This is a genomic window from Acetobacterium sp. MES1, from assembly GCF_002237635.1.
Classification (GTDB): Bacteria; Bacillota; Clostridia; order Eubacteriales; family Eubacteriaceae; genus Acetobacterium; species Acetobacterium wieringae.
Genome location: NZ_MJUY01000050.1, coordinates 45,248 through 64,677 on the forward strand (window position 1 = coordinate 45,248; position 19,430 = coordinate 64,677).

At 47.1% G+C, this 19,430-nt stretch carries 20 protein-coding genes; 2 read left to right on the forward strand and 18 right to left on the reverse strand.

Features of this window, described 5'->3' with window-relative positions; genetic code table 11:
* Positions 1–130: 130 nt before the first annotated feature.
* On the forward strand, positions 131–790 hold the full coding sequence (locus BI182_RS13565; RefSeq protein ID WP_070372162.1) for a TetR/AcrR family transcriptional regulator: 660 nt from the start codon (positions 131–133) through the stop codon (positions 788–790).
* Positions 791–861: 71 nt separating this feature from the next.
* On the opposite strand, the gene BI182_RS13570 is transcribed toward BI182_RS13565, so the two are convergent.
* The 3 genes from BI182_RS13570 to BI182_RS13580 form a co-directional block, all read right to left on the reverse strand.
* A complete protein-coding gene (locus BI182_RS13570) occupies positions 862–2,025 on the reverse strand; it encodes an MFS transporter (protein WP_286808631.1) in 1,164 nt (387 codons plus the stop codon).
* Positions 2,026–2,181: 156 nt separating this feature from the next.
* Positions 2,182–3,291, reverse strand: a complete 1,110-nt coding sequence (locus BI182_RS13575) for a GGDEF domain-containing protein (protein ID WP_148637774.1) — start codon at positions 3,289–3,291, stop codon at positions 2,182–2,184.
* Positions 3,276–3,419, reverse strand: coding sequence for a hypothetical protein (locus BI182_RS13580; protein WP_250935511.1), 144 nt, complete (start codon positions 3,417–3,419; stop codon positions 3,276–3,278). Before BI182_RS13580 ends, BI182_RS13575 begins: the two co-directional genes overlap by 16 nt.
* Before the next feature lie 159 nt (positions 3,420–3,578).
* On the opposite strand from BI182_RS13580, the gene BI182_RS13585 reads away from it, so the two are divergent.
* Positions 3,579–4,871, forward strand: a complete 1,293-nt coding sequence (locus tag BI182_RS13585) for a metallophosphoesterase (RefSeq protein WP_286808634.1) — start codon at positions 3,579–3,581, stop codon at positions 4,869–4,871.
* 112 nt (positions 4,872–4,983) lie between these two features.
* Here the strand turns inward: BI182_RS13585 and BI182_RS13590 are convergent, their stop codons facing one another.
* From BI182_RS13590 to BI182_RS13660, 15 genes are all read right to left on the reverse strand, one after another.
* Complete coding sequence (locus BI182_RS13590; protein WP_286808635.1) at positions 4,984–5,370, reverse strand: DUF3795 domain-containing protein; 387 nt, start codon at positions 5,368–5,370, stop codon at positions 4,984–4,986.
* 31 nt (positions 5,371–5,401) lie between these two features.
* Positions 5,402–6,238 carry a lipase family protein gene (locus BI182_RS13595; RefSeq protein ID WP_070372167.1) on the reverse strand — a complete coding sequence of 279 codons (837 nt, stop codon included), beginning with the start codon at positions 6,236–6,238 and terminating at the stop codon, positions 5,402–5,404.
* A gap of 137 nt (positions 6,239–6,375) precedes the next feature.
* Entirely contained in the window at positions 6,376–7,530 is a 1,155-nt protein-coding gene (locus tag BI182_RS13600; protein WP_207648659.1) for a DUF924 family protein, read from the reverse strand.
* Between the two features lie 502 nt (positions 7,531–8,032).
* Positions 8,033–8,560: a DUF2284 domain-containing protein gene (locus BI182_RS13605; RefSeq protein WP_286808638.1), complete on the reverse strand. Its 528-nt coding sequence runs from the start codon at positions 8,558–8,560 to the stop codon at positions 8,033–8,035.
* Positions 8,561–8,665: 105 nt separating this feature from the next.
* Positions 8,666–9,391, reverse strand: a complete 726-nt coding sequence (locus tag BI182_RS13610; RefSeq protein ID WP_070372169.1) for a GntR family transcriptional regulator — start codon at positions 9,389–9,391, stop codon at positions 8,666–8,668.
* Positions 9,388–10,038, reverse strand: coding sequence for a cobalamin B12-binding domain-containing protein (locus tag BI182_RS13615; protein WP_286808641.1), 651 nt, complete (start codon positions 10,036–10,038; stop codon positions 9,388–9,390). The genes BI182_RS13610 and BI182_RS13615 overlap by 4 nt, the downstream gene beginning before the upstream one ends.
* 141 nt (positions 10,039–10,179) lie before the next feature.
* A complete protein-coding gene (locus BI182_RS13620; protein WP_286808642.1) occupies positions 10,180–10,983 on the reverse strand; it encodes a dihydropteroate synthase in 804 nt (267 codons plus the stop codon).
* 12 nt (positions 10,984–10,995) lie between these two features.
* The gene (locus BI182_RS13625; protein ID WP_286808644.1) at positions 10,996–12,123 is read right to left on the reverse strand and encodes a uroporphyrinogen decarboxylase family protein; all 1,128 of its coding nucleotides are present in this window, start codon (positions 12,121–12,123) and stop codon (positions 10,996–10,998) included.
* 1 nt (position 12,124) lies between these two features.
* Positions 12,125–12,742: a cobalamin B12-binding domain-containing protein gene (locus tag BI182_RS13630; protein ID WP_286808646.1), complete on the reverse strand. Its 618-nt coding sequence runs from the start codon at positions 12,740–12,742 to the stop codon at positions 12,125–12,127.
* Positions 12,743–13,000: 258 nt separating this feature from the next.
* Positions 13,001–13,480 carry a hypothetical protein gene (locus BI182_RS13635; protein WP_228878824.1) on the reverse strand — a complete coding sequence of 160 codons (480 nt, stop codon included), beginning with the start codon at positions 13,478–13,480 and terminating at the stop codon, positions 13,001–13,003.
* Positions 13,481–13,495: 15 nt separating this feature from the next.
* Positions 13,496–14,092, reverse strand: a complete 597-nt coding sequence (locus BI182_RS13640) for a GTP-binding protein (protein WP_070372175.1) — start codon at positions 14,090–14,092, stop codon at positions 13,496–13,498.
* Between the two features lie 175 nt (positions 14,093–14,267).
* Positions 14,268–14,561, reverse strand: a complete 294-nt coding sequence (locus BI182_RS13645) for a type II toxin-antitoxin system RelE/ParE family toxin (RefSeq protein WP_286808649.1) — start codon at positions 14,559–14,561, stop codon at positions 14,268–14,270.
* 2 nt (positions 14,562–14,563) lie between these two features.
* Positions 14,564–14,905: an AbrB/MazE/SpoVT family DNA-binding domain-containing protein gene (locus BI182_RS13650; protein ID WP_148637765.1), complete on the reverse strand. Its 342-nt coding sequence runs from the start codon at positions 14,903–14,905 to the stop codon at positions 14,564–14,566.
* A 214-nt stretch (positions 14,906–15,119) separates the two neighbouring features.
* On the reverse strand, positions 15,120–17,255 hold the full coding sequence (gene acsB, locus BI182_RS13655; RefSeq protein WP_070372178.1) for an acetyl-CoA decarbonylase/synthase complex subunit alpha/beta: 2,136 nt from the start codon (positions 17,253–17,255) through the stop codon (positions 15,120–15,122).
* A gap of 219 nt (positions 17,256–17,474) precedes the next feature.
* On the reverse strand, positions 17,475–19,403 hold the full coding sequence (locus tag BI182_RS13660) for a sigma 54-interacting transcriptional regulator (RefSeq protein WP_286808653.1): 1,929 nt from the start codon (positions 19,401–19,403) through the stop codon (positions 17,475–17,477).
* Positions 19,404–19,430: the final 27 nt, after the last annotated feature.

Consider the following 19,430-nt stretch of genomic DNA (forward strand, 5'->3'; position numbering starts at 1 on the left):
TTTTTACGAAAAGTCAATACATTTTACATTTATTTAATTTTAACTGGTTAAATATAATTTATTTGCATCTATTTATTAAAAGTGTTAAAATAAAATGATACCCCAAAATACCATTATGAAAGAGATGACCATGAATAACCAAAAAGAACAGATCCTCCAGGTAGCCAGCCAGTTATTTTATGAACAGGGCTATAAAAAAACCTATCTGGATCAGATTGCCGCAATCTGTGAAATTACCAAGCCCCTGATTTCCTATTACTATAAATCGAAATCCAGTCTGGCCCGGGCCGTCAGCGATACCTTTCTCTTTGAACTTAAGAATAAAGTGGCTCTGAAACTTTATACCGACTATTTTAAAGAACGAAAAGCAGATCTGCAGGTCAGCACCGCCGTAGAAATTCGGCTCTATAACCAGATGTTTCTGGCCGATCCCAAAGCGATGCGCTTTTTAAAAGAATTAGCCGATGACAAATATGAAGATCTCTTCAGTCAGGAAAGTATCCGCCTCTATAAAATCCATGATCGCCGTTATCATCTGAACGTTAATGCCGATACGGATGAACTTGCAATGATTGCCAATGCAGCCAGAGGTGCCTCTTTTTCCGTTTTGTGGGCCTATGACCGGGGCGAATTTAATTGTACCCAGGAAGACTGTCTGGATTATATCGCACGGCTCAATTTTGTCCTGATGAATGTAGATAAAGAACGTATCGATGCCATTCTGGCCGAAAGTAAAGAAGTGCTCAAACAGGTGCCCTTTACCTTTAAACCTTATTTCCAAATTGAATAATGTTACACAACAAAAACCTCCTGGATTAACAATCAAATCCAGGAGGTTTTTATGGTCACTATGAATGTTACTTAGGCTTCTTTTTTATCCATGATCGCATTGCCAACAAACGACATCAATCCCACTGCCGCCAGCCCGACAGCCGCCAGCAAAAACTTGATCTCAATGCCACCGCCAGTCAGATTGGCCACCCCATTGGACAGAATCGGCGAGACAAAAATGCCGACACTAGTGGATGCCGTGACGACGGCAATGGCCAGCGAACTGATGGAGGGATGGACGGCGTTGGCGGCCTGAAAGGTTCCCGCCGGATTAATGGTAGCCAGACAAAAACCACAGCACATGGCGCCAATAAACAGTGATGGCAGACTACCCAGCATAAAGATCAGCAGCATCCCCAAACCGCCAACCAGTAAGGATACCGGAATAACCAGTTTTTTAAGTACCCGCTGCATCCGGCCAAACAAAATTCCGGTGAGCATTCCGGCAGCTGACATGGCGGTGTTGATCAGTCCACTGGTAGAAGCATCCCCCAACCCATTCCCGACCACAAACATGGCCACATTGGTTTGAAACACAAAAAGGAAAACCCCAAACAAAAACATGGTCAGCGCCGTAAAATAGACCCGGCCATTCAGCCTGGCACTTTTTTCCTGATGGGTGTCGGCAGCATGTGCCGGAGCATGATCCCGGGGCAGATTTTTCATGACAATCACAATGACCGGTATAAAAACCAGATAAACCAGATAGGACATCTGCCAGGAAATTCCGGCCAGCATCCCCGAGCTAAACAGCAGCACCATGCTGCCACCATTAACAAAGGCTGATTGCAGCCCCATCAACGCACCACTTTCCTCGGCCACAAAATAATCGGCAATCAAGGCCATCGACATGGTCGAGTTCATCCCCTGAGCGATCCCCAGCAGCAAACTGCAAGCCAACAGTACATAAATACTGGTTGACCCGAACAGCAGAGCAATCATCCCGCCAGCCAGGCCGCAGACCAGACCAAAAATGACCAGGCTTTTCTTGGGCAGTCGCAACGACAAGGGCCCTGATGCAAAGGCAAACACCAGGCCCATCAAGGCGGGAATGGTCAATACCATCGAAATCAGGGATGGATCGACCCCCACAAAGTAGGCCTGAATATCGGCCAGAATGGCTGAAGCAGTCATCGATATCATCAATAGTGATGATATCGACAAAATCGCAATTTTAATTCTTTTCTTTTCCAAGACGCTCTCCTACACTCTTTTCTTTTTATCCGCAGCTTTTAATTCTCGCAAATTAAATTAAGAATCTAAAAACTTTACCGGTTAAATTTAGTGTATTATATTACATCCTGATTTTTGTGTCAACGCTTTCAGCACCAAGACGGCAATAAAGTTCGTTCAGACCTCATTCTGCCGGGCTCTTGCCACTTCCTGACGCAGTTTCTCATCCAGTGCTTCATAGCTGACCACCTGATTACGACCCTGTCGCTTGGCAACATAAAGGGCACTGTCAGCTTGCTTAATGGTCTCAAAGCAGTCACCCCCGGCATAGATGGCCACCCCTAAGGAAATGGTAATGGCACAAACACCATTGACCGATTTTTCCACCGACTTGCGAATCCGCTCCGCCACCGCCATCGCCTGATCAGCCGGACAGTCAAACAGAATCACCACAAATTCTTCGCCGCCCCAACGCATCACCATATCCGGCCCCCGCAAACTGTTACGGATACAGTCCGCCACAAACTGCAAAATTCGATCTCCCTCGTCATGGCCGTAGCGGTCATTGACCAGTTTGAAATGATCAATATCCATAATCAGGATTGCAATGGCGTCACTCAAAAAGGTCAGATCATGACCTTCTCCCATAATCTTGTGTAACTGACGGCGGTTGAAGACCTGGGTTAAGGGGTCGTGAAACAGGGCAAATTCCAGCTTGCGCTGGGTGATGTAGTGGTCGTAATAAAAACCTGCAATAATAAAATCAACCAGACAGAGCAGCACAATGACCTGGATATTAAAGGTCAAAATGGCATTGATGTTTTCAAAATGATAGAGATGATCTGCCAGCAAAATATCCCCGATCAGCCCCAGCTGGCCAATGATAGCCACAAATGGCGGTGCCGCAAAAGAGACCAGTAGTAGCACCAGACTCATGATCAGAAAGCCCTCATTGACATAGGACTGATCCGCCAGATACGACCCCGCCCAGATGTTGCCCCAGATCATCGCATGAACCATCAGGTAGGTCAGTATCCCCATAATTTTGTAGTTGTTAATTTTCTGATAGGCCCAAAAAACAACCAACATCGGCACCACCACCGAGCTGCGAATCAGGAAAGAACGCCCCAACGCCGCCCCATCAACCTGCCAGTCGGCCACAAACAGAATCAGAAACATAAAGGCCGAGGCAAACAATACTCCCAAATTGAACCGTTTGTAATAATCGTACTTGGCCTGATAAAAATCATCCCGGGCCTTACCCTCTAGTTTTAAAAATCCTCCCATTGTGTTACTCCGCCTTCCTTGATGTCTGCCATTATGGCATTGTAAAACGCACCTTTATCCGTATTATAGCGCAACAGCCAAACAAGGGCTACTGCTTTTACGGCTTTTCTCTTTAATTCTGGTGACATGATCGTAAACAACCTGGCTCGATATAACAATCAATGACTTTTCAACTGTTCCCATTTCTGTTATAATTCAACAAACAATTGCGTATTTTTCGCTGCCGGGGTTTATATTTTAAGAGCAATGAGCGAAGAGGATGCAAAATAAAAAAGGGAGAATTCTTTATGAAATCATTAAAGTCCGGACTGTTACTGTCCCTTGTTCCTGTACTGATTGTTTCGCTGGCCGCCTGTGCCGCCACGCCGACCAGGCAGGCTGATTCACTGCCCCTCTGGGAAAATGATGCCGCCCATACCGCCAGCCGGGTTGTTGTCATCAGCGATCTCCATCTGGGGATTGATGACAGCTTTTCTGAAACAACTAAAAACAAAGCGGCGCTGGTGTCCTTTCTGGGGCAATTAAACAGCAGCGAGATTGATGAGTTGGTCATTGATGGCGACCTTTTTGATCAGTGGTTTGTTCCGGTGAGCTATACCGGCCCCACCGAACTGAAGGCCTTCTTTAAAAAAGTTGCCGAAAATAATGCTGAGATCGTTGCTGCCCTCGAAACACTGATCAAGAGCGGCGTCACGGTGACCTATGTTCCCGGCAATCACGACCTGCTGTTAACCGATGAACTGCTGGCCGAACTGATCCCCGGGATTAAACAGATCCGGGATGTGGCTGGTCTGGGCACCTATCGAACCGGCGCCCGTTCGGAAATTGTCATTGAGCATGGCCACCGCTATAACACCTTCTGTGCCCCGGATACTTTGTCCAATAAAGAATTCACCGGTGCTTATCCCTCGATTCTGCCGCCAGGCTATTTCTTTACCCGGGTCGCTGCCACCTCGGTAGCCGAAGGTAAGTCCGCTCCCAAGCTTACGCTGCCCGAGGTAGCAAAACCAGCATCTGATAACATTGATCAGCTGGGTGCCTATGCCTATTACCAGACCTGGGCTGGTACCATCGAAACCTTCCCGATCAACGCCGGTTTTACTGAGCCGGTTATCAACCTTGATGTCGATGGCTACAACGACAGCTTTGCCCTTTCCGATTTGCTGCCAACGCTTCAGGCTGACGGCACCATCAGTGCCGCTTTATACGCCAACGTTCAACGACGCTGGGATGCCCTCCAGGATGCCAACGGCGTTGCCGTCAAACTCCCCTATGCCGAAGCTACTGCCCGGGCTCAGGATCCCACCTTCTGTGATGAGCAGGCGGTGACCCAGTATTTCAATGTCGATCCTACGGTTGATATCGTTGTCTTTGGACACACCCATGTGCCGGTGTACAACACCTTTAGCCAAGGGTACAACCGGGAGAAAACCTATGTTAACAGCGGCACCTGGATTGATAAAAATCTGCTGGGGGCCGATATGACCTTTGTGGTGATTGAATCCGGTAAGGATACCTCAGCCGTGCGTCTGATGCAATATGCTGCCGATGGGACGATTACCGATATCAGCCAGCCGTAAACTGGTTACTTTAGATCGGCAGCGTATCGTTTTAAGCCCCGGGGTTAAAACGATACAGCCAGTGAATAAAAACCGCCCATGGCGCGCAAAGCAGCACCATGGGCGGTTTTAGTTAATTATCATTTTTACTTAAATTGATGTGCTTTTTGAAAAAGGCTTTTTCCAGCACAGCGTATTCCTGATCATTGCAAATTTCCTGACAGATGGTTTTGTATTTTCGGGATTTTGTCAGCATCGCTTCAATCTTCTGACAGGGGTACTCTACACACTGCTGGCAGTGTCTGACCCCATGTTCCCAGGTACAGTCGATGAGACCGTAGGCACATTGTTTGTCGGGATTGCAACCCGGACATTTCATTTCCGCGGCTGGAACCACCCGGTCCCGCCATCCCAGGTAATGCCACAGTTCGGCCACCTGCTTCAGTTCTTCTTCGGTATCAGCATTGAAGCGGGGACAATAGGTACAATTATCACCGCATAAGGTAATTCGATCCTGCATGTGTTTTTCCCTTCCTTTTTAAAGCCTTATCCTAATTATTAGCCATTGCCGCAGCCAATGCCGACAAGTCAATGGCCTCCGGACCAAAACCCGGGCTGCTGCTTTGCAGTTGCCGGAAATAATTGTGATCCTGTTCGCCCAGCTTCTGGAAATAATAATTGATCCGATGATTTAAAAACAGATTGTTCATCTGGAAAGCAATCGGCACTGCAACATCCACGTGCTCATAAACCAGACCGGTTTCGGTAAAGGGCGGCGGATATTCGGCTGCTGGCAGGGTTGGGATAAAATCATGGACATTATAAATCCGGAAACTGTTTTTAACCTGGGCCTTGTAAGCCGCTGCAAAATCCCGATCACCCGGTCTGCCAGCGGCATAAGTATAGGCAATGATGGCCTTTCGGTTGCTATTGACAGCCAAGTCCAGGGCCGCCATAATGGCCAGATCACCACCCAGACTATGGCCGGTGATATAGAATTTTTTGTCCTGAGGCAATTGGCTGAGCTGGTCAAGCACTTCCTCCCGGAGTGACTGATAGATCCGGGTGATCCCCCGGTGACAGAGTCCGGCATTTTTTACATAAGGAAAGGGAATCTGAAAAAGATCCAGATCAGAATCCAGGTTGGGGGTTGAATCGGTTCCCCGAAAAGCCAGCACTAAGGAGTCTTTCGACTCCGCAATATAACCAAAATTCTCTTGCGTTTTTTCCGTCACGCCAGCCATCCCCTTAAATGAAGATCGCAGTTCAAAACCAACTGGCAGCACCAGTTGCTGTTGATCATAAAAAAGGTAGGTCTGGTAACAAAAACCGGCCATTAAAATCGCATCCTGATTACTGTAAATTTCAGGTAAATCGCATTGCTTCATAAATATTCTCCATTCCGCCGCTATTTTTCGCAGCATCGTAATTGTCAAAATGGCCTGGAATTAGTGCCATCTATTTTTGTCATTGGCTAAATCACAGCGGGGTGCGACCGCTGCTAATAGCTGATCCGCTAAAGCGCCTAAAAACTGCTGCCTGGTTGTTTGAGGAAGGCCATTTCAGCCGCTGTAGACTCCCGTTTAAGGACCTCATTGCGATGGGGATAACGACCAAACTGAGCAATGATCTGCTGATGCCGGATTTCATATTCCAGGGTTTTGGGATCGCCCAGGGCTTCAAAGAGCGGCAGCCCCAGCTGATGAATGCCAGCCGACTCCGAATGCATAAAGGGCATCAGCACAAACCGCTGCCGGAGCGGATCCAGTCGCTGATAATCCGGATGGCGGACGGCTTCCTGGGCCAGCGTCAGGGCCATGGCATCCTGGGCAAAGGCCCTGGAATCGTCACGGTTTAAGTTTCTGGAAAACTGATCCAGCAGGATAATCTCGGCCAGCCGTCCCTCGATGGTGTCCCGCCAGTCCGCTAAAAGACCCTTACCAGCCGCCACCCAACAATCGTAAAACTGCCTTCTGATCACCATATCGAAGGCCTCATTTTTCAAAAACCAGTAGGGCTGATTGGCGGGGTCAAACCAGAAATCCAGCACCGCTTTGGCCTCAGGCTGAAGGTCTGCCGAAGACCCTGAAAAAACCTGACCAAGAATCTCCACTTTCAGGCTGACACAGGCCTGATAAAGAGCTTTCGCTTCAGTCTGATAGCGGCTTTGATAGGCGCGATCACCAATCAGCATCAGATTGACATCAATGCCTGACTTGGATGCCGCTGCTGCCGCCTCAGCCAGATAGGCCCCGCCAACCAAATCCCCCAGCACTCTGGAAAAACTGCCTTTGATCACTTTTTCAATCTGCCCGAGGAGGCGGTGACAGTGCCTGAGAATCGCCATGAAGGGCTCGGTGGCGCCTTTCATGGCCGTTTCATAAGCTTCCCGGTCAGTGGCTTTATTTTTGGCGGCGGTGATCACCCGGCCATAAGCGGCCATATCCACATCAGCCAAGTTTAAACCAGCCTGACGAAGCTCGGCCGCCAGGGCAATGGATTCTGCCAGCAGCGGATTATCGCCGTTTTTTCTGAGACTGCCATCACAAGACATTTCCAGCAGGGCTGCTGCCATGGCCACGGCCGTTGCCGCCGCACTCCCGGCTGCTGGCCCCGGGAAATCACACACTGCCATTTTTTTCAGATAATCGTCGACTGTTAACTCGCTTATTTTATACATCTTTTTCTCCCCTCGCTCGTAACCTGAGCGTTATCCTTTTGAATTCCTTCGCCTGATTTGCGCACTGTCGAGCTTTATAACGTTTAACAAAATTTAATTCTTATTATATCACGGTCGCAGTATTTTGTAACGAACCGGACATCAAAATCTTACGGGGCTGGATAATAAGTCAAGTGTGTCATTTTTTCTTATTTTCATCCCAACTGTGTTACCATGGTAACAGCTTTTCTTATTTATATCGATTATACTAAATCATATCATGAACAAAGCTGAGCCACTGATCCTTCAAACCGCCTCATCATCAAGCGATCACAAAACGCAAGAAAGACCCGGTTAAACCAGATCTTTCTTGCTTTTGATTTACTCATACTTTTTCCTCCATCCTTTTACTAGGCTTATCATCGCATGGTTTTTTAGTTTTATCAATCATTTTCGTCGTCAGCCTGACGGCTCAGGGCCTCTACAAAAGACTGGGGCGTGATCCCGCCAGTCAAAGTTCCCGCTACCGATACAAAACCAGGCCGAAATAGGTCACCTTGTCGGCGCCGTTATTATACTTCATCCCCAGATCCCGACTCAGTCCCACCACATCAATTCCGGCCGCTTCCAGCGAGGGAATGGCCTGATCCGGGAACCGGCAGGGTTTGTCATCGAGGATGGCACATTTTTTACAGATACCGCAGGTTCCGGCCGTAAAAAAAAGACAATCCTGATGATCGGCTTTAGCTTGCCGGTTAATATCCTGAATGATCTCCCGAAAGGCCATCCCGGCAGCCAGCATCCCCTGGTAATCGTTTCGGGACATCACCGGATAGGCTTTGGAAAAGACCAGTCCCTGGTCGTAGCTGGCAATCAGCTGGCGGTAATAATCAAGATCGCCCACTGCTGGCGGACACATGTGGTTTTTGCCGTAAAACCCGCAGTAATTGTCGGCACAGCGATCCCGGACCTCTTCAGTGATCTGAATGTCACACCGATCTCTCAGTGCTGCAATTTCAGTAAATTCACCCTGTTTAAGATATTCTTTCATTTCATTCCTCCTGATTCGATTCTAAATTACTGCCGTAATTGCCGCATTTAAAGCGCAGGCCAGGCTACTGGCCAGCATGCGGCCGCAGCCAGTTGCTGATACTACCTAAAATATCCGTTTGTCTTCGCTGTCTTTGGGAGTAGCCGCCTTGATGCTCAAGTATCGGGGACTCACATAAAACCAGGCATACTGCAACATTTGCTGGGTCGCCTCATTGCGAATCAGCTCCGTGATTTCAAAGACCGGTTCATTTTGCCCCAGATTCAGGGTTTCCCGGACTTCGTCACTAGGCATAACCACGGTGATGTCAAGGGATTTATCCAGCACGAAGGCCAGCTTTTCTTCCACCGGCTTCATATAATTGGCAAATTTCAGCATGTCTTCAATAACCGGCTGGTGATGAACGTAGGGCAGGTAAATAATCTCCATGGCAATTTCCCGGTCATCCGAATAGAGTATCCGCTTAACTTCCACCGCTTTCTGATTGTCCTCCAGCTTCAAAATCCGGTCGATCTGTTTGGCTGGCAGCAGCACCTTAACCGAAATCAGCTTGACATTGTCAATGTGGATATTGAGGCCATCGTACTTGTTGAACTTGAACTGAAAAATATCCACTTCCGGCTTGCAGACAAAATTACCCTTGCCGGGAACCGAATAAATATAACCTTCGTTGGAAAGCAGTGACAGGCTTTTGCGGATGGTCATCCGACTGGCCGAATATTCCTGCATCAGGGCTGTTTCGGAATTGAGCATGTCACCCGGTTTGAGCTGACTTTTTAAAATTTTGTCTTTTAAACTGGCCACGATCGCCAGATACAAAACATCACTCATACCTCCATCGCTCCCTTTTTCGCCTTCAGGTAGACCTCACAATACTGGATGCCCTCATAGAAGTTATTGGTCATGAAATCAATCTGCGGAATTTTGACATAATCCTGATTGACCACCGCTCCGCCCAACAAAAACCGACGATTGGCAAGCAGGTTTTCCGCTTCCAGAGCCTTGCCCAACTCCTGCAGATAGGGGATCGAATTGGTCATGACGCAGCTGACGGCAATGATATCCGGCTGATGCCGTTTGACTGCTTCCACAAATTTTGACACCCGCACATCGACCCCCAGATCGATAACGTGAATACTCCGGTTTTTCAGGGCATCGATCATCAGATCCTTGCCAATGTCGTGGATGTCGTCAAAAATCGTTCCAAACAGAACCGTGCCCAGCGATTTGTCTGCTGGACCGGTCCCCTGCTTGAGATTCGCCGCCGCAAAAATATTTTTGGCAATCATCCCCGAAACAATCAGATCGGCAATATAACATTCACCATTTTCATACTTCTTTCCGATTTCAGCCAGACCTTCCATCACCAGATCATATAGCTCCTGGACGGCAATCCCCTCTTTGATCAGTTGGTCAGCCAGCTCTTCGGCCTCATTTAGTTTTAAGTCGGCAATCAGTTCAATCAGTTTTTCCTTCATTTCTTCCCCTCAACGCTTCTGTTCCACTTTGTATTCATGATTATATCACATTTGCTTTTATCAGCCTACCGGCATTTGCTGGCCCGCTTAAGCAGTTTGGCCCTCTTCCTGTAACCAGGAAAAGGGCCAGGCTCTGCCTATTTATTTTTTACTGAATTCAACTTTTGCTGCAGTGGTGTAGTGTCGGCAGAAACGATCCCGACCCAGCAGCAGTTCGGTCGCTTTTAGCGATTCGATCAGCGCCACGTTTTCCGGGTTGACCACCGCCGAGTCCATGCCAGCGGCTACCGCCAGAGTCAAAAAGGTGCGATTGATCAGGGCCCGGTTGGGCAGACCAAAGGAAATATTGCTCAGCCCCCCGGTGATATGGGCTTGCGGATAGGTTTCCCGGATGGCCCGGATCGATTCAAAGGCCACCAGACCCGCCTGCTGATCGGTGGCCACGGCCATAATCAACGGATCGACATAGACTTTATCATCGGCGATCCCGGCTGCCCGGGTGGCCTCAAAAATCCGTTCCAAAACTGCCATCCGTTCGGCCACGGTTTTTGGCATCCCGGATTGTGATTCATCCAATGCCAGTGCGATGACATCGCAATCCCGTTCCCGAATAAACGGAATAAAACTCTTCAGACGAGCAGGATCACCATTGATGGAATTAATCATTGGCGTCTTGTTAACGACGTGAATGGCTTCTTTGATCACTTCCGGGGTTGAACTGTCAATGCAGATGGGAGTATCCGTGACGGACTGGACGACCTCCAGCAGCCACAGCATGTCCGCTTGCTCCCGGGAGGGGTCGGTGCCAGCGTTCACATCCAGATAGTCAGCCCCGGCATTGGCCTGATCCAGGGCTGTTTTTTTGATGAAGTCGGCATCCCGGTTTAAGATAGCTTCCTGGATGGCTTTGCGGGTGCCGTTTATTTTTTCTCCGATAAATATCATGGTGTCTCCGATCTATTTCCAGTCATTGGCGGCCTCAAACATGGCTACCATATTTTCAAATTTTGTATTGGCCGGAGCATCACAGCCAGCAGTGATAAACAGCCCTTTGGGACCAATGTCATCAATTAATTTTGTAACATAATCTTTTACTTCCTGAGTTGTCCCAGTTGCCAACAAAGGTGCTGGCACATCGCCCATAATCGCCACATGGTCGCCGAGTATTTTTCGGGCGTTTCGCAGATCGGTCATACCATCAGTATTGATGATGGATTTCTTTTCGGGGATTTCCAAAAACCGCTCAATATCACGATCCCAGCATTGGTCGAGATGGAAGGTCGCAATATTATCCGTTTCAATGAGTGCAAGTCCCATGGCTTTCATTCCCGGCCAAACCAGTCGATTCCATATTTTTGGTGACACCAATGCACTGGCACCCCGCCAGCCGCCAACCCAGGCACCGGTCCCGCTCAGAGGATTGATGCTTGCCAACATGCTTTGAATTGAACCCGGCAACATCACTTCAATGGCTTTTTCAATTTTATCCGGCATTTTATAGCAGTCCATAAAAAACTGAGACATGGATCGCCCACCACATAACACTTCAAAAGGTGGACTTGCAAAGCCGCTATTAACAACAGGAAGATCACTATTTATAAACAATTCAACATTTTTCTGTCCATTTTTCTGCTGATATGCGATGCTTTCCTGAAATTCATTCATATCCACAAGAGTCGGGAAAATCCGATTAAATACTGTTTCAAACCCCTGTTCAATGATCACATCATAATCTTCCGGCGTGAGGACATTTGTTTCAACGACTTGCCATAATGAATCATCCGGCAATTCTCTACCTGGCATTTTTATCTTTGACAGCCAAGCCATTGGCAGACTATGATCTGAACGCATTCCGTTGACACCAATGTTCAGGCAATCGACTGGCGTAATCGCATCGATTTCATTGATATAGTCCAGTGTTGTTTTGATCATAATGTCCGCATCCATTGCAAAATCTTTCATTTTCACATTCATGTGGGCAGCCGGTGCGGCTTGTCCCATAAAACAGGTGGTAACACGTTCATTTTTAAAATTAACCGTATCTTTTATCTTCTGTGATCGATCTTCATATAATTGACTTGCCATCTTACAACATCTCCTTACATAATCGCACTGCCGACTGGGCATCATCGCCGACGGCATCGGCACCGGTATAGCTGACAACCGATTCATCCGTCGGGCCGCCGCCAATTATAATTTTCACCTGATCTCTCAAGCCTGCGGCTTCAACGGCTTTGACGGTATTCAGAATTGAATCATAGCAGGTGGTGAGCAGACACGACAACGCCAGAATCGGGGCGCCGGATTCCTTTAAGGCGTCCACAAACACTTCCGGTTTGGCATCAACCCCCACATCAATGACATCAAAGCCGCCGGATTTAAGCATGACATAGACCAGATCTTTACCGATATCGTGGATATCGCCTTCAACTGTGCCCAATACGACCTTGCCCAAAACATCACCGGTTTTGCCCGACAGATGCGGTTCCAGCATTATGCCCACTTCTTTAAACATTTCGCCGGACATCATCAGATCAGAAACAAAATAGTCCCCGGCACTAAACATCTCCCCAACTTTAACCATTCCGGCTTCGCACTCCTTTAGAATCTCGACCGGATCCCGTCCATTGTCCAAATCAAGCTGTACGCTTTCCATCAGTTCATCCATTTCCAGATTTGCCAGCAATTCACTTATCTTTGCCATTTTTACATTCCTCCAACTATTTTTGAATCAATAATCTTTGGAGAATGCCCATCAAAATACAATCGTTATATACAAGTAAAAATCTATTATCATTTACTCAGATTTATGGTAAAATTCTGATGAGATCTCCTTTTTTCCGTGAGTACCAATTAAGGGCCGCAATCCCTGTATGCCTGGAATTAAGGAGTCTTTTGTTTTTTTGACATCGCATCTACCTCCTGTTTTAATTTATAACATCGATGTTAATCGATTATTATGCTAATGCCCACAGGTCTCATCATGTTCATGATTGTCGTGACAAACCGGACAGTCAACTTCACCACAGCTATGGTTTGTTGCTTCAGGTTGATTGCTTTCCCGATAGTCAGTCAGCATTTCATACACACTACAGGTTCGTGCCAGGGCCAGATGAAAATTTTGCAGATTCCTTTTTTTATCGACCCCGGATACAATGGCATTAAAGGTCAGGTGGCCTTTGCTATTTTGTCTGTCGGTTCCATTGAACTCACAGTTTACCGGTTTATTCAAAGCGACACTGCTGAGACGAATAAAACGATCATCTCCCAATTCAATAATCGCTTTGATATGTCCAATCATGAAATTTTCGGTCTTGCTTAACTGCTCAAGATAATTTTCTAAAAAAAAGCAGCCGATTTCCTGCCATTTTTTACTCGACCCCGCCTGTCGTAACGTCAGCGTTGTCTCAATGGCCAGTGTTTCAAAAATATTCTGATACATCGTCGTTCTCCTTTTTTACCCACCAATGATTTTTTGGATCTGTTCATTAACTAAGTGCTTCACATTAATTTGCACCGTGGGCAGATCCTGGTGATACTGTTTGATCACCTCTTCTGTTTTTTTGATTTCATCTGCCGCAGCGACATCAATTTTGTTGATAACGGCAAAATCTGCCAGCGGTACCGACGCCGCCAAATACGGTTCCAACACCGCTTCAAACATCTCAATTCGCGTCGGATCAAGAATCATCACGTTTCTGATTTGCTCTTTTGAAAAACCACTGTGGGAAAGGGCCGGATAGATTGCCGCAGGATCGGCTGCTCCCGAGGGTTCAATTAAGATATAATCCAGTTCATAATTCGCCATTAACTGAGTGAGGGTATCTTCCAAACTGATGGCCAGGGTACAGCAGATACAGCCGCCAAATATTTCCCAGACTGCATACCCCATTTTTTTCATTTGCAGATTGTCAATACCAATCTCGCCCACCTCATTGACAATGATGGCACTGCGTTTTTTTGTTTCAGCCAGGTTTTTTGCACAGCGTAACAATAGCGACGTTTTGCCGGAACCAAGAAATCCGGTAAATAAAACGATTTTGGGTCCATCCATGATCATTCTCCATTCTTAACTTATACGTACAAGTAAGTATGGATTTAATATAAACCACTGTAAACGTTTTGTCAAGCTACTTTCGCAAATTTGTTTTTATTTACAATATGGGTTGATTGAAAAACTTCGCATTAAATAACGCCATCAAAACAATCGTTTCTGATGGCGTTATTTCTTACTTTTTCATGTAACGTTTGAGCTGTTGATAGAAATTTTCACGGGTACCGGCCATGATCACAATAATTATTTTATCATCTTGATACTCGATCCGATAGGCAAGTTCATAATTCGTTTGGTTATAATAAATATTATAACCAAATATGCCAGACAAATCACCTGTTTTTGCAGTGCCCAGGGTGTGATCAATTAAAAGCTGGTCCATTGCTTTTTGATAAGCCAGCTTTAAATGCTTATCGTTTAATTCTTTTAAATACCTGGCCGCAGGTGGCAGAATAATCAGTTTTGCCATACTTATTCCTCTGGGCCAAAAATTTCATCGTATGTGTAAAACTCGCCTTTTCCTTCGGCTGCCTCTTTTGCTTTTTCCATCATTTTTTCAACAGCGGGACGAACCTTTTTTTGTTCTTCCTTAAATTTTTTGAGTAATGTCTCCCCGCTGTATCCCTGTGCAATCAGATCGGCCAAAATCTGCTCAGCAAATTCTCCGCCGTTATTTTCTCTAACCGGCTTAATTAAAATCATATTATTCTGAAGAATACATTCCGCTTCTTTGCCAAACCCCAGTGCTTCAAAATATTTTTGCGGGATTGTAATCTGTCGCTTTCCGGAAATGCGAATGGTTTTTCGTTCCATTTTGGCGCCTCCAATCCTCTTAAGCAATTTTTAAATAATTTCCTGATTTCTTTGATTTTATCATATCACGGATTCCAGTCAGCTGCAATTATTTATCACACTTCGTCATCACAGCCTCAATAAACGCTCACAAGGATCCGAATCAAAAAAACGCACCTCAAAATGAGATGCGTTTTAGCTTGTCTTTTTTTAAATAAACGTGTTGGCAACGTGCCTACATAATCGGATCCATCGCCAAAGCGGGATGGTTTTTGGTTTCCAGGAATTCCAGAACCGCTTCGGAGTCGGTGGCAATGGTTTCGTCACAGACCATATCGGCAAAGTTTTCCGGTCCACCCATGGCGACAACGGCTTTGTTCAAGCGGTCAGCCACATCGTCTTTTAATTCTTTGGGCATCCAGACAATCCGTTGCAGTCCGCCTTCAGCCGACATAAACTTTTTAGAGCCAATCAGGAACCGACCGTGACCCATAAAGCCGGGGGTCTGCACACCACCACCAGTCATGGAGGCCAACTCGCCGAAAGTCATCCCCACTGGTGAGGTCTGACTGAATTCACGGTTGACAATGATAACGCCATTGGCTTCAGGCATGATTCCACAGATACATTCAAAGCAACCACAGGAAGTCATTGGATCTTCAAGGATTGAATACAGAGTGACGCTTTCAACTGCGCCTTGTGATGCGCTGGCAACAGCCTTGTTAACCGAATCCCAACGACCAACCCGTTCATCACTGGCAGTTCCTTTGATGACCGGCTGATTAGGTCCTTCGGGATCGAGTTCTTTGGTCGCCTTGGCATCCAACCAGGAAACCGCGCCACACAGACCCAGACGTTCCGGGGTCACGATGCAGACATGGCTGGGCGCAAAAGACTGACACAATAAACAGGTATAGAATTCATCAACACTCTCATCGGTCAGGGCATTCATTCGGGCATCCCGCTCGGCGTAAATCGGTTTAACCATTTCTTCGCCCAAACGTTTAACGTCGTCAGCGTTTGTGTAGATGGTGATTTCACATTTATCAACCACCTTTTCAAAATCAGAACGCATTTTGGCATACAGCACTTCACCGATGTGTTTTAAGCGGAATCCTTTTGCAAAGGCTTCTTTGGTCAGACGAATCCAGGCGATGTTACGTTGGCCCACATGCATGGCTCCATCGATGTAGTTAGTGAAATAGTGGATACGACGTTCCAGAACGGTTTCGAAATCTTTTTGCATAGCTTTACCGCCAACCGTAACAACAATCCCCAGTGGCAGACGCACGACATCGGCGTCGGCAAAGCTCGGATCATCGATATCCGGTCCGATAACAGTGATTTTGTGATCTTCCATGGTTGCCGGATCACCGGTAGTGACCAGTTCCCAACACTCGGTTTTGTTGCCGCCAAATTCAGCAAACATGGTGTCTTTCCGAACACGTTCCCCTTCAAAAGCCGAGGCCACAGAAACCGGCACATCGATTTTGGTGACTTTAATTTTAATTTCCCGGGCTTCCAGAGAAAATTCGACGGTTTTGGCGTGGTCGGCCTGAGTCATCAGGGCTCCAGGAACTTCAGGTACAGGTACATCAGCAATGACTGGGAAACCAAGCGCAATGGCACCCGCACCTACGGAGACAATCACTTCGTTGAGTTCACCAAAGGTATTGACAAAGGCCGGTACCCGTTCTTTGGTGTAAGTTAAAAACTCCGGCAGTTTGCCCGGTTCGATGCCGCCAAAAATCAGAGCCGCCCGAATCGCCACGGAGACCACGTGAATAACAGAGGTCACTTCATGACCCAACGGGATCACCCGATAATCCAGCCCCATCTTGACGCCGCCTTCTAAGGCCTGCTCAATAATGTTACCAACCATAAAGGTCAGCAGTCCTTTTTCCTGATAGTCCTTAACAATCGCAGCCAGAGCCGCAGGATCAGCAGCTTCGCCCAGCAGGACGGCAATCCCGGGGATATCACCGGTTACCAGAGGCACACCCAATGATCGGATAATCGGATCCGGCACAAAACCGATGCCGGAATCATTGGCATAGGGGTCACCATCCAGATAGCGGATCGCTTCAATAATTTCGGCCCCAACAGCGGTCGCCAGACCGGCATTTAAAGCCTCGCCCAGATCTTCCTTGTTGGTGATCAGGCTTTTAAGAATGCCCACAGCCGCTGGCAAATCGCCCAGGGTCTTAATTTTAACCCCGGTGGCGGCGTAGATAATCGGCAAACAATAAGCGGTATCGGGATAACCCACGGCATGATCCGCACCAAATTTTTCAATGGCATCATTCACTGCGCCTTCGGTTAATCCGGCAACTGCATTGGAACCGGCATAAATTAAATCTGTCAAACTCATAATTTTTCACTCTTCCTTTTCAAAGAAATATTTTTTATTAATCATACTACCAATTTATTATTGCAAGTTTTGTGCCAACCCCATAAAATGCCGCCAAGCCCGGTTTGATGGGATTTTTATCCGCCTGCCCCGATTTGATAGTGTCTATTATTTTGACACTGTCAAAATACAGTTGACACTTTTTGACATCACTTGACACTCGTCCCGGCCACCGGCTGTCTAACTAATCTGATACTTTTTAATCTTATTATAAAGGGTCTGGCGGGTGATGCCGAGTTTTTCGGCTGCCGCCGACTTGTTATAATTGCAGTTTTCCAACACCCGGATGATCAGCTCACGTTCATTTTCCCGGATTTCACTGGCAGCGCCCCCGACCCCGCCATTTAAGGTCGCCGCCGTATGCAGCTCCATCATTATCGCCTGGCTTGTAATCACTCCGTCATCGACCAGAAAGGTCAGGCGCTTGAGTAGATTTTCCAGCTCCCGGATATTGCCGGGCCAATCATAGCCCATCAGCGCCTGAAGGCCAGACGCATCAATCCGTTTAAGCCCGGTTTTGCTTTCTTCACTGATCTGACTAAGAATCTTTGCGGCTAAGACCGGGATTTCATCCCGCCGCTGTCGCAGCGGCGGCAGAACAATATTGATCACATTGAGGCGGTAGTAAAGATCCTTGCGAAATAAGCCATCCCGGATCATCGCTTCGAGGTTTTGACTGGTGGCGGCAATGACCCGGGTGTCAACCTGCTGGGTTTTGACGGCGCCCATTTTTTCAAACTTCTTTTCCTGCAGAAAACGTAGTAACTTTGACTGGATTTCAATGGGAATCTCGGCGATTTCATCTAAGAAAACCGTCCCGCCCTGAGCCATTTCCAGTTTACCGGCTTTGCCGTTTCTGCTGGCGCCGGTAAAGGCCCCGGGCGTGTAGCCAAACAATTCGGTTTCAAAAAAATTCTTGGGAATGGTAGTGCAGTCAATGTAGATAAAAGGCTTATGACGACGGGGACTTTCCTGATGAACCACCTCGGCAAACAGCGTTTTGCCGGTGCCGCTTTCGCCTCGGATTAAGATCGAGGCATCGGTTTTAGCAACTTTCCGGATGTAGTTTACCTGACTGATCATCACATCGCTGGCCACAACAACACGATCATCTTTGAGTTTAAGCTGCTGCTGGCTGGCTTTTTTGTTGCTGTCAATCCGCTCTTCCAGGTCGGATATTTTATCAAGCAGCAGTTTAATAAAATCCGATTCCACCGGAATCACCTGGCGCAGGACTGCCTGGGATTCTAGAATCGGGCTCTCAAAAATAATGTGCTCCTTGCCGGAAATTATCTGCTGCCAGATGGCCGGTTTGCCGGTCGCTAGCACCTCGGTATACTTTGTTTCCCAAGCCAGGGAAATAATGCTGGTGTCTTTTTGAAAAGCCAGGGACAGAAATTCCTCGTACTTTTTATTGATCCGCACCACCATCCCGGAGCTGTCGATTACCGCAAGATAGTTGGGAATGCTGTCGATGATGTTCTGATTGAAATTATCGGCTTCCAGGGCATTTTCCAGGGCATCATTGAGTTGTTTATTGGCCCGGCTGGAGCGCTGGCTTTGGGATTGGATCTGATTTTTGCTTTTAGCCAGCTTGAGTGAATTGATGGTCAGATAAAGCATGTTGATATCGGGTTTTTCATCATCGCCGACGGCCTGAAAGTTCTTTTTATTGCCCTTGGCCGGGGTGATTTCAAATTCACAATAGTCGTCACCCAGAGCGTTGCACCGCACTTCGATGGCATCCATGTCCTGATTGCTGATGGTACTGACAGCACCGGCCAGAATCCCGGCTTCAAAATAACAGACCGGTTTACCGATATTTTCCATCTCACTGCAGGTAAAACAGTCATACAGCCGAAAGACAATTTTGTTATCGGACATGTTGGTCATCACAATCTGACCAATCCCCAGGGCCATAATCTTTTCCGCCAGGCTGTTATAATCAGTAACATTCAGGCTGCGGCCAACATTTTTGGCCGTATTATAATAGATTTCTTCCTCAACTGCCTTGGAATTGCCACTGGTATTGGCCAGATTCAGGACATTTTTTAAATTTTTTTCAACGTGGTTATAATTTTCATGGTTCACAATGCCGTTATTAAACATCGCACCGCTCCTTTGTGATTATCGATA

What these genes read in the sequence shown, in the direction of transcription:
- BI182_RS13565 (WP_070372162.1), top strand. Translation starts at nt 131, where the DNA reads ATGAATAACCAAAAAGAACAGATCCTCCAGGTAGCCAGCCAGTTATTT.
- BI182_RS13575 (WP_148637774.1), bottom strand. Translation starts at nt 3,291, where the DNA reads ATGGGAGGATTTTTAAAACTAGAGGGTAAGGCCCGGGATGATTTTTAT.
- BI182_RS13580 (WP_250935511.1), bottom strand. Translation starts at nt 3,419, where the DNA reads ATGTCACCAGAATTAAAGAGAAAAGCCGTAAAAGCAGTAGCCCTTGTT.
- BI182_RS13585 (WP_286808634.1), top strand. Translation starts at nt 3,579, where the DNA reads ATGAAATCATTAAAGTCCGGACTGTTACTGTCCCTTGTTCCTGTACTG.
- BI182_RS13590 (WP_286808635.1), bottom strand. Translation starts at nt 5,370, where the DNA reads ATGCAGGATCGAATTACCTTATGCGGTGATAATTGTACCTATTGTCCC.
- BI182_RS13595 (WP_070372167.1), bottom strand. Translation starts at nt 6,238, where the DNA reads ATGAAGCAATGCGATTTACCTGAAATTTACAGTAATCAGGATGCGATT.
- BI182_RS13600 (WP_207648659.1), bottom strand. Translation starts at nt 7,530, where the DNA reads ATGTATAAAATAAGCGAGTTAACAGTCGACGATTATCTGAAAAAAATG.
- BI182_RS13605 (WP_286808638.1), bottom strand. Translation starts at nt 8,560, where the DNA reads ATGAAAGAATATCTTAAACAGGGTGAATTTACTGAAATTGCAGCACTG.
- BI182_RS13610 (WP_070372169.1), bottom strand. Translation starts at nt 9,391, where the DNA reads ATGAGTGATGTTTTGTATCTGGCGATCGTGGCCAGTTTAAAAGACAAA.
- BI182_RS13615 (WP_286808641.1), bottom strand. Translation starts at nt 10,038, where the DNA reads ATGAAGGAAAAACTGATTGAACTGATTGCCGACTTAAAACTAAATGAG.
- BI182_RS13620 (WP_286808642.1), bottom strand. Translation starts at nt 10,983, where the DNA reads ATGATATTTATCGGAGAAAAAATAAACGGCACCCGCAAAGCCATCCAG.
- BI182_RS13625 (WP_286808644.1), bottom strand. Translation starts at nt 12,123, where the DNA reads ATGGCAAGTCAATTATATGAAGATCGATCACAGAAGATAAAAGATACG.
- BI182_RS13630 (WP_286808646.1), bottom strand. Translation starts at nt 12,742, where the DNA reads ATGGCAAAGATAAGTGAATTGCTGGCAAATCTGGAAATGGATGAACTG.
- BI182_RS13635 (WP_228878824.1), bottom strand. Translation starts at nt 13,480, where the DNA reads ATGTATCAGAATATTTTTGAAACACTGGCCATTGAGACAACGCTGACG.
- BI182_RS13640 (WP_070372175.1), bottom strand. Translation starts at nt 14,092, where the DNA reads ATGGATGGACCCAAAATCGTTTTATTTACCGGATTTCTTGGTTCCGGC.
- BI182_RS13645 (WP_286808649.1), bottom strand. Translation starts at nt 14,561, where the DNA reads ATGGCAAAACTGATTATTCTGCCACCTGCGGCCAGGTATTTAAAAGAA.
- BI182_RS13650 (WP_148637765.1), bottom strand. Translation starts at nt 14,905, where the DNA reads ATGGAACGAAAAACCATTCGCATTTCCGGAAAGCGACAGATTACAATC.
- acsB (WP_070372178.1), bottom strand. Translation starts at nt 17,255, where the DNA reads ATGAGTTTGACAGATTTAATTTATGCCGGTTCCAATGCAGTTGCCGGA.
- BI182_RS13660 (WP_286808653.1), bottom strand. Translation starts at nt 19,403, where the DNA reads ATGTTTAATAACGGCATTGTGAACCATGAAAATTATAACCACGTTGAA.